The 12,527-nt window shown below is 72.3% G+C and carries 8 protein-coding genes; 5 read left to right on the top strand and 3 right to left on the bottom strand.

Features of this window, described 5'->3' with window-relative positions:
- Positions 1–48: 48 nt before the first annotated feature.
- Positions 49–864 (top strand): hypothetical protein, encoded by an 816-nt coding sequence (locus tag OOK38_RS22105; RefSeq protein ID WP_266848720.1) that lies wholly within the window; start codon positions 49–51, stop codon positions 862–864.
- A 101-nt stretch (positions 865–965) separates the two neighbouring features.
- On the opposite strand, the gene sucB is transcribed toward OOK38_RS22105, so the two are convergent.
- The 3 genes from sucB to OOK38_RS22120 form a co-directional block, all read right to left on the bottom strand.
- On the bottom strand, positions 966–2,726 hold the full coding sequence (gene sucB / locus OOK38_RS22110) for a 2-oxoglutarate dehydrogenase, E2 component, dihydrolipoamide succinyltransferase (protein WP_266848722.1): 1,761 nt from the start codon (positions 2,724–2,726) through the stop codon (positions 966–968).
- 149 nt (positions 2,727–2,875) lie between these two features.
- A complete protein-coding gene (gene lpdA / locus OOK38_RS22115; RefSeq protein ID WP_266757901.1) occupies positions 2,876–4,264 on the bottom strand; it encodes a dihydrolipoyl dehydrogenase in 1,389 nt (462 codons plus the stop codon).
- Positions 4,265–4,578: 314 nt separating this feature from the next.
- A complete protein-coding gene (locus tag OOK38_RS22120) occupies positions 4,579–6,105 on the bottom strand; it encodes a leucyl aminopeptidase (protein WP_266757899.1) in 1,527 nt (508 codons plus the stop codon).
- Positions 6,106–6,451: 346 nt separating this feature from the next.
- Here OOK38_RS22120 and OOK38_RS22125 point away from each other — a divergent pair, with 346 nt between their 5' ends.
- From OOK38_RS22125 to OOK38_RS22140, 4 genes are all read left to right on the top strand, one after another.
- Positions 6,452–8,479: a hypothetical protein gene (locus tag OOK38_RS22125; protein WP_266848723.1), complete on the top strand. Its 2,028-nt coding sequence runs from the start codon at positions 6,452–6,454 to the stop codon at positions 8,477–8,479.
- Between the two features lie 118 nt (positions 8,480–8,597).
- Positions 8,598–10,121, top strand: a complete 1,524-nt coding sequence (pelF, locus tag OOK38_RS22130) for a GT4 family glycosyltransferase PelF (RefSeq protein ID WP_266848725.1) — start codon at positions 8,598–8,600, stop codon at positions 10,119–10,121.
- A complete protein-coding gene (locus OOK38_RS22135) occupies positions 10,118–11,746 on the top strand; it encodes a hypothetical protein (RefSeq protein WP_266757893.1) in 1,629 nt (542 codons plus the stop codon). The genes pelF and OOK38_RS22135 overlap by 4 nt, the downstream gene beginning before the upstream one ends.
- Positions 11,747–11,807: 61 nt before the next feature.
- Positions 11,808–12,500: a spherulation-specific family 4 protein gene (locus tag OOK38_RS22140; protein ID WP_266848726.1), complete on the top strand. Its 693-nt coding sequence runs from the start codon at positions 11,808–11,810 to the stop codon at positions 12,498–12,500.
- Positions 12,501–12,527: the final 27 nt, after the last annotated feature.

The following is a 12,527-nucleotide window of genomic DNA, read 5'->3' on the forward strand; positions in this document are numbered from 1 at the left end:
CAGAGGGGGCGCCGGCGGCGGCACCCCCGGTCGCCTCGGGGGGATGTCATGAACGGTCGGACACGCGCGCGGGGCCTCCGCCGGACGGTCACGGCGGCAGCGGCGGCGGCACTGGTCGCCTGTGTGGCGACGGGCTGCAGGCCGATGGACACGGGGGCGGCCTCGCGGCCGGGCGACGTACGGACCGCGGGGGCGGTCACCGGGGCGGGAGCGGCCGGTCCGTCGGGCTCGGCGGGGTCCGGTACCGCTCCTTCGGGGGCAGCGGGGGCAGCGGGGTCCGGGAGCCCGGGAGCCGGTGTCGCGCGGCAGCCCGCCGGTCCCGGGGGCGCCTGTGTCTTCGTCAAACCGGACGGCGCCCAACGGCTCGGCCACACCGGCTGGGGCTTCCGCGTCACGGGTACCGACCGCTGGGAGTACGGCGCCGTCGAGAACCCCTCGAACGCCCTCTACACCCCGCCCGGCGGAGACGTCGGAGCCTGGCACGCGCGGGGCACCTACGCCCGGATGCTGAGCGACATGTCCCGCGGCGGGCTCCTCCGGGCTCGTGGCTCCGGCCGATCGCCGGGGACCCCCGTGGCGGGTGGGCCGGCCCACCCGTACAGCCGCTACCGCTGCACGTCCTCCCCGCGCGGCGACGTCACCGCGGCCCGCGTCATGATCCGCACCGTCGCCGGCCGCGGTTTCCTGGTCGGCGTCGACCCCCGCACGGGAGAGTTCGGCTCCCGCGACTGCCTCGACGCCACGTACGACATCCTGAAGGCCTACCGTGCCCAGCACCTGACGCCCGCGTTCCCTGCGGAGATCCCGAACGTGTGGGTGGAGACGCTGGTGCTGTGGAGCGATCACGAGCTGACACCCGGGTAGGCCCACACCCGGTGCGGACCAGGTCCGCATCCGGTGGAAACACGGCACCCCCGCCCGGGGTTCCGGACGGGGGTGCCGTGTCAGCGCGTGAGCGGTGGGGGCTACAGGCCGAGCTCGACTTCGAACTCGCCCGCCTCCAGGATCGCCTTGACCGCGGTCAGGTAACGGGCCGCGTCGGCGCCGTCCACCAGACGGTGGTCGTAGGAGAGCGTCAGGTACGTCATGTCGCGGACACCGATGACGGTGCCCTCTTCCGTCTCGATGACGGCCGGACGCTTGACCGTGGCACCGATACCGAGGATCGCGACCTGGTTCGGCGGCACGATGATCGTGTCGAAGAGCGCGCCGCGCGAGCCGGTGTTGGAGATGGTGAAGGTCGCGCCGGACAGCTCGTCCGGAGTGATCTTGTTCGCCCGGACCTTGCCCGCCAGGTCGGCGGTGGCCTTCGCGATACCGGCGATGTTCAGGTCGCCCGCGCGCTTGATGACCGGGGTCATCAAGCCCTTCTCCGAGTCCACCGCGATACCGACGTTCTCGGTGTCGAAGTAGGTGATCGTGCCCTCGTCCACGTTGATCCGGGCGTTGACGGCCGGGTGGGCCTTCAGCGCCTGGGCCGCCGCCTTCACGAAGAACGGCATCGGGGAGAGCTTGACGCCCTCGCGGGCCGCGAAGGAGTCCTTCGCCTGCGCGCGGAGCCTCATCAGCTTGGTGATGTCGACCTCGACGACCGAGGACAGCTGCGCCTGCTCGTGCAGGGCCTTCACCATGTTGTCGCCGATGACCTTGCGGATGCGGGTCATCTTGACGGTCTGGCCGCGCAGCGGGGAGACCTCCAGGACCGGCGCCTTCTTGGCGGAGGCGGCCGGAGCGGAGGCGGCGGCCGGCGCCGGAGCGGCGGCCGCGGCCTTCGCGGCCTCGGCGGCCGCGATGACGTCCTGCTTGCGGATACGACCGCCGACGCCGGTGCCCTTGACGGCGGCCAGGTCGACGCCGTTCTCGGCGGCGAGCTTGCGCACCAGCGGGGTCACGTACGCACCCTCGTCACCGGCGGTCGCGGCGGGCGCCGGAGCCGGGGTGACGGGGGCGGGCGCGGCGACCGGCGCGGGGGCCGGAGCGGCGGGCGCGGCCGGAGCCGCGGGCTGGACCGGGGCCGGGGCGGCGGCGGCCGGAGCAGCCGGAGCCGGGGCCGGAGCGGCGGGGGCCGCCGGAGCGGGGGCCGGAGCCGCGGGGGCGGCGGGAGCCGCACCCGGAGCGCCGATGACGGCCAGCTTCGCGCCGACCTCGGCGGTCTCGTCCTCGCCGACCACGATCTCCAGCAGCACGCCGGCGACCGGCGCGGGGATCTCGGTGTCGACCTTGTCCGTGGAGACCTCGAGCAGGGGCTCGTCCTCCGCGACCTCCTCGCCGACCTCCTTCAGCCAGCGGGTGACGGTGCCCTCGGTGACCGACTCGCCCAGCGCGGGCAGCACGACGTCGGTACCGGAGGCGCCACCGGCCGGAGCGGCGGGGGCGGCGGGGGCGGCCGGGGCCGCGGGGGCCTCGGCGACCGGGGCGGGGGCGGCCGGAGCGGCGGCCGGGGCCGGAGCCTCGGCGGCGGGAGCCTCGGCGGCGGCGGGAGCGCCCGTGCCGTCGTCGATCACGGCCAGCTCGGCGCCGACCTCGACGGTCTCGTCCTCGGCGACCTTGATGGACGCCAGGATGCCGGCGGCGGGAGAGGGGATCTCGGTGTCGACCTTGTCCGTCGACACCTCCAGCAGCGGCTCGTCGGCCTCGACGCGCTCGCCCTCGGCCTTCAGCCAGCGGGTGACAGTGCCCTCGGTGACGCTCTCACCGAGCGCCGGAAGGGTTACGGAAACCGGCATGGTTTCTGTTGCTCCTTATTGGGGTCTCCCCTTGCTCGACCGGGATCGAGAGCTCGGGGAAGGTGCGGAAGTCTGTGGTCGTCGTCGCGCCCTGCTCGACGCGGTGACCGGTTGCAGCCGGTGGCCGGGGGGCCGGCCGGTGGCCGCGATCAGTCGTGCGAGTGCAGCGGCTTGCCCGCGAGGGCGAGGTGGGCCTCGCCGAGCGCCTCGTTCTGCGTCGGGTGGGCGTGGATGAGCTGAGCGACCTCGGCCGGCAGCGCTTCCCAGTTGTAGATCAGCTGGGCTTCGCCGACCTGCTCGCCCATGCGGTCGCCGACCATGTGGACGCCGACCACGGCACCGTCCTTCACCTGGACGAGCTTGATCTCGCCCGCGGTGTTGAGGATCTTGCTCTTGCCGTTGCCCGCCAGGTTGTACTTGAGAGCGACGACCTTGTCCGCGCCGTAGATCTCCTTGGCCTTGGCCTCGGAGATGCCCACGGAGGCGACCTCGGGGTGGCAGTACGTCACCCGGGGGACACCGTCGTAGTCGATCGGGACGACCTTCTGGCCGGCCAGACGTTCCGCGACCAGCATGCCCTCGGCGAAGCCGACGTGCGCGAGCTGGAGCGTCGGGACGAGGTCGCCGACGGCGGAGATGGTCGGGACGTTCGTCCGCATGTACTCGTCGACCAGGACGTAGCCGCGGTCGATCGCGACGCCCTGCTCCTCGTAGCCGAGACCGGCCGAGACCGGGCCGCGGCCGACGGCGACGAGCAGGAGCTCGGCCTCGAACTCCTTGCCGTCCGCGAGGGTGACCTTGACACCGTTCTGGGTGTACTCGGCCTTCGAGAAGAAGGTGCCCAGGTTGAACTTGATGCCGCGCTTGCGGAACGCGCGCTCAAGAAGCTTGGAGGAGTTCTCGTCCTCGACGGGGACGAGGTGCTTGAGACCCTCGATGACCGTCACGTCGGTGCCGAAGGACTTCCACGCCGAGGCGAACTCGACGCCGATGACACCGCCGCCGAGCACGATCGCGGACTGCGGGACGCGGTCCAGGACGAGCGCGTGGTCCGAGGAGATGATGCGGTTGCCGTCGATCTCCAGGCCCGGCAGCGACTTCGGCACGGAGCCGGTCGCGAGGAGCACGTGGCGGCCCTGGACGCGCTGCCCGTTCACGTCGACGGAGGTCGGGGAGGACAGACGGCCCTCACCCTCGATGTACGTCACCTTGCGGGACGCGATGAGACCCTGCAGACCCTTGTACAGGCCCGAGATGACGCCGTCCTTGTACTTGTGGACGGCGGGTACGTCGATGCCCTCGAAGGTGGCCTTGACGCCGAACTGCTCGCTCTCGCGGGCCTGATCGGCGATCTCGCCCGCGTGGAGCAGGGCCTTGGTGGGGATGCACCCCCGGTGCAGGCAGGTACCGCCGACCTTGTCCTTCTCGATCAGGGCGACGTCCAGGCCCAGCTGCGCTCCGCGCAGCGCCGCGGCGTAACCGCCGCTACCGCCGCCGAGGATCACTAGGTCGAAAACGGTGCTGGCGTCGTTCGCCACGTCACGTCCTCCATGCATGTGCGCCGTACGCCGGGCACCGTTGTCCCTTGCGGGTGGTTGACCGGTCGGTCGGCTGGTGTCCGGCCGCTCTTTCTTCGGCCCTGTGGTGGGGGCCCTGTCCTGCCGAGAACCCATCTTCGCACTTGTCGAGGGCGAGCGAGACGCCGGGCCGGTGTGTGGGACGTCTGATCCATCACGTCGACGGGGTGCGGAGCCGGGTGAACCTGCGGATTTGGTCGAAGGCGAAACCCCCGTACGGCCATACGAACGGCCCCGGGTGAGGGAACACCCGGGGCCGTGCGCCGTACGAAGGCTCAGCCCAGGTCGCCGGCCGCCGTCAGTTCGGCGAGGCGGACCAGGGTGCGGACCGCGGAACCGGTACCGCCCTTGGGGGTGTAGCCGAACGGACCGGCCTCGTTGAACGCGGGGCCCGCGATGTCCAGGTGCGCCCAGGTGATGCCCTCGCCCACGAACTCGCGAAGGAACAGACCGGCGACCAGGCCGCCGCCCATCCGCTCACCCATGTTGGCGATGTCGGCGGTGGGGGAGTCCATGCCCTTGCGCAGGTGCTCGGGCAGCGGCATCGGCCAGGACTCCTCGCCGACCTCCTCGGCGGCCTCGACGATCGAGGCGCGGAACGCGTCGTCGTTGGCCATCACGCCGAAGGTGCGGTTGCCGAGCGCCAGCACCATCGCGCCGGTCAGCGTCGCCACGTCGACGATCGCGTCCGGCTTGTCCTCGGACGCCTTCCACAGCGCGTCCGCGAGGACCAGCCGGCCCTCGGCGTCGGTGTTGAGGACCTCGACGGTCTTGCCGCTGTACATGCGCAGCACGTCACCCGGGCGGGTGGCGGAGCCCGACGGCATGTTCTCGGCGAGCGCGAGCCAGCCGGTGACGTTGACCTCGAGGCCGAGGCGCGCGGCGGCGACCACGGCGGCGAAGACCGCCGCGGCGCCGGCCATGTCGCACTTCATCGTCTCGTTGTGCCCGGCCGGCTTCAGCGAGATGCCGCCCGAGTCGTAGGTGATGCCCTTGCCGACGAAGGCGAGGTGCTTGGTGGCCTTGGCCGAGGTGTACGACAGCTTCACCAGGCGGGGACCGGCGGCCGAGCCGACGCCGACGCCGAGGATGCCGCCGTAGCCGCCCTTGGCCAGGGCCTTCTCGTCGAGCACCTGCACCTTGATGCCGTGCTCCTTGCCGGCCGCGGTGGCGACGGCGGCGAAGGACTCCGGGTTGAGGTCGTTCGGCGGGGTGTTGATGAGGTCGCGGGCGCGGTTGAGCTCCTCGGTCACGGCGGTGGCGCGCGCGATGGCCGCCTTGTACGCCGCGTCCCGGGGCTTGCCGCCGAGCAGCGCGACCTCGCCGAGGGGACCCTTGCCGTTCTTGGCGGCGTCGCCCCGGCCGGTCTCCTTGTAGGCGTCGAAGCCGTAGGCGCCCAGGCGGGCGCCCTCGGCGACGGCACCGGCGTCGGCGGCGTCCGTGATCGGCAGCGCGAACGCGGCCTTCTTGGCGCCGGCGAGGGCGCGGGCGGCGACACCGGCGGCACGGCGCAGCGCCTCGGCGTCGAAGCTGTCGTCCTGCTCCGGGACCGCTCCCAGGCCGACGGCCACCACGACGGGGGCCTTGAATCCGGAGGGTGCGGGCAGCTTGGTCACCTCGCCCTCGGACCCGGAGGCGCCGAGGGTCTCCAGGATTCCGGCGAGCCCGCCGTCGTACGCCTTGTCCACGGCCTCGGCGCCCGGTGCGACGACCGGGCCCTTGGGGCCCTTCGCGACACCGACGACGATCGCGTCGGCCCGCAGACCGGACGCTGCGGCGGTGCTGAGAGTGAGAGCAGTCACGGTGGTGAGATCTCCGCTTCCATTGAAGTTCGTGTGGCCGAGTGGGGGTGGGTCGACCGGGCCCGACGGCTGACCCTAGATCCGTCCTCGGGGGCGGTCCTTGCCGGGGCCCCTGGCAGGGCGGGCGAAGTACCCGGGACGAGCCTACGCTCGGGGCCGGGTTTCGCTCATTTCTGCGGTCGTTCACCCACAAGTGGCGCGGTGCTGGATTCCCGCCCCTCACTCCTGGTGACCTGAGACACACTCATCGTGTTCCAGTGGGCATGTCGCCCACTGTTTCGCACGATTTCCACAGATCCCCCTCGGTTTCCACTCGAAGGGGATCTCCGAGGGGGAGGCGCCACATATGGCACAAAGTCTGCATCGCTGGAGAGGGACGGCCGCCGTTCTGGGGGCCGCCGGACTCCTGGCGCTGGGAGTGGGGGCACCCGGCGCATCCGCGGCCACCGCGCCGCGGATCGATCTCAAGGTTTTGGTCCTCGACAATGGCGCGGGCCAGGTCGGGGCCATCACCGCGGAGCTGAAGAACTCCGGCATTCCGTACACCACGGTCAATCTGGGTGACGCAGGCCGCCCGACCGTCAACGCGACGTTCCTGAGCGACACCGTGAACGGCGTCCCGCGCGCCAAGTACCAGGGCGTCGTCCTGCCGAACGAGGCGCCGTTCGGCCCGGGTTCGGCCGAGCAGACCGCGTTGGAGGCGTACGAGAAGACGTTCGGCATCCCGCAGGTCGACGCCTACACCTGGGCACACCCCGAGGTCGGGCTCGACTACACCGACCAGAACGGCGGCTGGTCCGGCGTGCTGGACGGCGCACAGACCCAGGTCACGGCGGCGGGCACGACCGGCCCGTTCCGCTACCTCGACGGACCGCTCACCTTCGAGGACAACGACCCGGCGGTGCAGGAGAGCTACGGCTACGCGGCCCACCCCAGGGAAGGGTTCACCAGCTACCTGAACGCGCCCTCCGGCGGTTCGATGCTCGGGCAGTACGAGCACGACGGGCGCCGCGAACTCGTGGTGACCTTCGCGTACAACCAGTACCAGAAGCAGTTCAAGGTCCTCGCGCGCGGCATCGTCGAGTGGCTCACGCAGGGCGTGCACCTCGGACAGAGCAGGAACTACTTCTCCGTCCACGTCGACGACGTCTTCGCGCCCGACGCCCGCTGGGACTCCCAGCGCAACTGCACGCCCGGCGACATCGACTGCGCGGGCGGCGACGGGGAGGACAGCACCACGCCGATCCGGATGACCGCGGACGACGCCGTCTACGCCGCCCAGTGGCAGGCCGACCACGGGTTCACCCTCGACATGGTCTTCAACGCGGGCGCGGGCGAGGAGTGGAAGGCCGAGAACGGCGGCACCGACGCCCTCACCACCCGGCTGCTCGCCGACAAGGCCAAGTTCCGCTGGATGAACCACACCTACACGCACCCGTTCCTCGGCTGCGTCCAGGACACCACGACCGTGCCCTGGACCTGCTCGAAGAACGCCGACGGCTCGACGAAGTACATGAGCCGGGCCGACATCTCCGCGCAGATCTCGCAGAACAACGACTGGGCGGCCTCCCACGGCCTCTCCATCGACCGCACCGAGCTGGTGACCGGCGAGCACTCGGGTCTCAAGACGCTGCCCCAGCAGCCCAACGACAACCCGAACCTCGCGGGCGCCCTCTCCGCCAACGGCGTCAAGTGGACCGGGTCCGACAACTCCCGCGAGCCCGAGCAGCGTGCGGTCGGCAGCGCGCTGACCGTTCCCCGCTACCCGATGAACGTCTACTACAACGCCGGCAAGGCCGAGGAGATGGCCGACGAGTACAACTGGATCTACACCTCCCGGGCCGACGGCGGCAGCGGCATCTGCGAGAACAACGCCACGTCCACCTGTCTGCCGGCGCCCCTGGACACGGCCACCGGCTACGCCGACTACATCGTCCCGATGGAGGCGCGCACCGCGCTCGGGCACGCCATCGGCAACGACCCCCGGCCGCACTACGTCCACCAGTCCAACCTGGCCGAGGACCGCATCCTGTACCCGGTCCTGAACAAGGTGCTCGCCGAGTACCGCGCCATCTACGCCGACAACGCCCCGCTGCAGAACCCCCGGCAGAGCGCGATCGGCACCGAGATGCAGCGCCGCACCGCCTGGCAGGCCGCGCTGGCGAACAACAAGGTCACGGCCTACCGCGTCGGCAACACCGTCACCGTCACCGCCCCGTCCGGGACCCAGATCCCGGTGACCGTGCCCGAGGGGACCAAGAAGCAACTCCTGCTCGGCACGGCCGCGTTCGGAACGCCGTACGCGGGACAGCGCAATGACTGGACCAAGCCGGAGCTCCTTCAGTCCGCACTCAAGCTGAACCTGCCCGCGTAGGCACGGCAGCTCCGCGGCTCGACGCGCACCCCGGTCCGACCGGCCGGGGTGCGCGTCGAGCCGTGCACCGGGGGCCGGGGGGCTCTCCGGAAGAAACAGTCCCAGGGGGGAACCACGCATGATGCGCACCGGCCGTCATGTCACCATGCTCACCGAAGGCACCTATCCGCATGTCCACGGCGGGGTCAGCACCTGGTGCGACCAACTGGTCAAGGGCATGCCGGAGGTCGATTTCCACATCGTCTCGCTCACCGGCAGCGGCCGCGAACCCGTGACCTGGGAACTGCCGCCCAACATCTACCGGCACACCTCGGTGCCGACCTGGGGGCCACGGCCCGGCCGCGCGCGGCCACCGCTGGGCCGCGCCCTGCGCCAGTTCACCGAGACCTACGAGCGCTTCCTGTTCGCCTTCCTCGACCCGGACACGCCCGAGGACTTCGGCGACGCCCTGTACGAACTGGCCGAACTCGCCCGTGCCGGACGCCTGTCGGCCGCCCTGCGCAGCGAGGCGGCGCTGCGCTCGCTGATGTGGATCTGGACGATGCCGCATCTGCCGACGGCCGCCGCCCGACCCACCGTGCACGACGCGCTCACGGCGACGGACCTGCTCGAGCACGCGCTGCGCCCCCTCGGCGTCCGGATCCCCGAGGACTCCGTCGCCCACGCGGTCAGCAGCGGACTCGCCACACTGCCCGCCCTCGTCGCGCACCACCTGGACGGGGTCCCGTTCCTGCTCACCGAGCACGGCATCTACATGCGCGAGCGCTACCTCGGCTACCGCGCACTCCGACAGCGCTGGCCCGTCAAGGCGTTCATGCTCGGCTTCTACCGCGAGCTGAACTCCCTCGGCTACCGCGCCGCCGACCTCATCACCCCCTGCAACCAGTACAACCGCCGCTGGGAGGAGCGCGGCGGCGCCGACGGCGACCGGATCCGCACGGTCTACAACGGCGTCGACCCGCACGCCTTCCCGCACGCCGGACCCGAACCCGCCGTGCCCACCCTCACCTGGTGCGGCCGTGTCGACCCCATCAAGGACCTGGAGACACTCCTGCGCGCCTACGCCCTGGTGCGCGCCGAACTGCCCGACACCCGGCTCCGGTTGTTCGGTCCCGTGCCGCCCGGCGGAGAGGCGTACAAGACCCGCCTGGAGAAACTCGCCGCCGAACTGGGCGTCACCGACGGACTGACCTTCGAGGGCCGCATCACCGAGGTGTGGCGCGCCTACGCGGCCGGTCACATCGTCATGCTGTCCTCGATCTCCGAGGGCTTCCCGTTCTCGATCATCGAGGCGATGTCCTGCGGCCGTACGACGGTCTCCACGGACGTCGGCGGGGTCCGCGAGGCGGTCGGCGACACCGGCATCGTCGTCCCGCCGCGCGAACCGGAGAAGATGGCCGCCGCCGCGCTCACCCTGCTGCGTGACGACGAACGGCGCCTGGATCTCGGCGAGTTGTCCCGCCAACGGGTCATCGACCGGTTCACGCTGCGTCGTTCCGTCGACGCCTTCAGGACGGTCTACCAGGAACTGGCGGGCCGGCCCGAGGTGTACGAGCCCGCCGTGGAGACCGTCGACGACTGGACCGTCGAACTGCGTGACCCCTGGTACCAGGCCGTCGCGACGGACGGGACCGGCTGGTGAGCGGCTCCCTGCACACGCCGCCCGGGGCCCAACCGGACACGCGGGCCCGGGTACCGAGCCAGCGCCGCTCGACGAACCGGGCGCATCCCGACCCGATCGACGAACTGGCCGAGAGCCTCGGGGAGTTCGTCTCCGCGGCCGTCCACCCCGACGAGGTGGCCGCGCTGCTCGAATCCGACGGTCTGTCGGACGACCAGATACGCGAACGGTACGGCGTCAAGAACTCCTTCGCCCTCGCGGAGGAGTTGTTCGAGCGGGTCGACCGGGCCTATCCCGAACCGGAGGGCCCGGCCCACGACCCGTGGCGGATCGGGCTCCTCGGCTGTCTCCTGCGGGGCGTCGTCTTCGCCCTCCCCGGTCTCGGCTACGTCCTCGCGGCACCGCTTCTCGCGGGGCCCGAGGGCGCGTTCGGGCTTCCGGCCGGCACCGTCCCGATGCTCGCCGGGGCGCTGTGCGGCTGGACCTGGAACCAGGGGCTCGCGTACCGCGCGTACACCTGGATGGGGCTCGGCGACCGCACGGCCGCCCGCCGCGCGCTGCTCGTCGGGACCCCGGTCGGCGTCCTGCTCGGCTCCCTGGTGGCCTTCGCGGCGGCCGGTACGGCCGGCGGGGGCGCCGTCGCCTTCGCCGCCGGGCAGTCCGGCTATCTGGGCGCGGCCACCGTCCTGCTCGTGATGGGCCGGGAACGCACGCTGCTCGCCGCCCTGACGCCCATGACGGCGGGCGCGATCGTCACCGTGTTCCACCCGGTCCCGGACCTGGCGCGGGTGGCGCTGCTGCTGGGCTCGCTGGCGGCGGTCGCCCTGCTCGGTCTGCTCGAAGTGGCACCCGCCGTCCGGGAGTCGGGGGAGGGGAGCTGGAGCGCGGGGCTTCTCGCGCTGCTGCCGTACGGGAACCTGCCGGGCGGCGCGGACCCGTCCGGGCGGGCCGGTGAACCGCGGGCGGCCTCCACGGGCCGGCCGTCCTCCGAGGCTCCCGAGGCCGAACCGGCCCGCCTCGACGGCCTCGCCGCGCGGCTGCGCGCCCGCAGGTCCGCCCCGCGCCCGAACGCCGGCACCCTCCCGTACGCCCTCTTCGGGCTCGGCAGTGGTGTTCTCGTGCTGTACGCGGCGCTCGGTGACGTCCTGACGGGAGCCCGCACGGCGGTCGCCGCACCGGCCGCTGTCGCGCTGACGCTCAGCATGGGGCCCGCCGAGTGGCTGCTGTTCCGGTTCCGCAGCGGGAGCCTGGCCGGGCAGCGTTCCAGCACGTCCGCGAGGCGTTTCCGGCGCGCCACCGCCGGCGCCCTCGTCCGCTGCCTGGCCGGCTACCTCGCCGCGCTGCTCGTGCTCGGCCTCGGCACCTCCGCGCTGTGGCCGCACGCGCCCACGGCCGCGGACGGGGTCCGGCTCGCCGGACTGCTCCTGCTGGGTGTGGTCATGTGGACCGGGCTGCTGCTCCAGTCCTTCGGCGCCGTCACCGGCACGGCCGCGATCGTCTGTGCCGCCGCGCTCGCCCAGACCGCGGCCCTCGCGACGCACACGGGCGACGCGCACTGGGTGGGCCTGATCGTGTACGGCACGGCGGCCGGCGCCCAGACCGCGCTCGTCTGCGCCCTGCTGGGAAAGGCGACGGCCCACCGATGAACCCGCCGGCCACCGGTACGCGGAAGAGAGACCGCCCATGCGACCGCCCATGAGTCCGTCCATGAGTCCGTCCATGAGCGCGCCCGGCGGCGCTCCGGGCTCGCCGACCTCGAAGACCCTTCTCGTCCCGTACTACGAACACCCTTCCGTCCGCCCGGCGGAATGGGACGCGCTCGTCGCCGCCGCGCCCCGGCTGCACGGCGTCGTGCTGAACCCCGCCAGCGGACCAGGCGACCGTCTCGACCCGGCGTTCGCGGCGGTCGCCGGGCGGTTGCGCGCGGCGGACGTCCGGGTGCTCGGCTACGTCGACACGGACTACGGGCGCAGACCGCTCGCGGACGTCGTACGCGATCTGATCCGGCATCGCGACTGGTACGGCACCGACGGCACCTTCCTCGACCAGGTCGCCGCCGTGGAAAGCGAGTTCGGGTACTACCGGCGGCTGGCGGCGGCGGCCCGGGGACTCGGCGGCGGCCTCGTCCTCAACCACGGCACGGCACCGCACCCCTCGTACGCCCGGATCGCCGACGTGCTCGTCACCTTCGAGGGCACCTGGACCAGCTACCGCAGGAGACCCCCGCCGCCGTGGACCGGTGCCGGGGCGAGCCTCTGCCATCTCGTCCACGGGGTACCGGCCGACGCCGACGCGGCGGCGCTGGCACGCGAGCGGGGGGCCGCGCTGCACTGCGCGGTCCCCGGCGTGGGGGACCACCCCTGGGGCACGCTTCCGCACGCCCTGGTGCCCACCCCGTGAAGCGCCCTCCGCCCCGGGGCCCGGAGC

This window comes from Streptomyces sp. NBC_00568 (genome assembly GCF_026341855.1).
Taxonomy (GTDB): domain Bacteria; phylum Actinomycetota; class Actinomycetes; order Streptomycetales; family Streptomycetaceae; genus Streptomyces.

Coding starts and splice junctions, on each gene's coding strand:
- OOK38_RS22105 (WP_266848720.1), top strand. CDS start 49: ATGAACGGTCGGACACGCGCGCGGGGCCTCCGCCGGACGGTCACGGCG.
- sucB (WP_266848722.1), bottom strand. CDS start 2,726: ATGCCGGTTTCCGTAACCCTTCCGGCGCTCGGTGAGAGCGTCACCGAG.
- OOK38_RS22125 (WP_266848723.1), top strand. CDS start 6,452: ATGGCACAAAGTCTGCATCGCTGGAGAGGGACGGCCGCCGTTCTGGGG.
- pelF (WP_266848725.1), top strand. CDS start 8,598: ATGATGCGCACCGGCCGTCATGTCACCATGCTCACCGAAGGCACCTAT.
- OOK38_RS22140 (WP_266848726.1), top strand. CDS start 11,808: ATGAGTCCGTCCATGAGCGCGCCCGGCGGCGCTCCGGGCTCGCCGACC.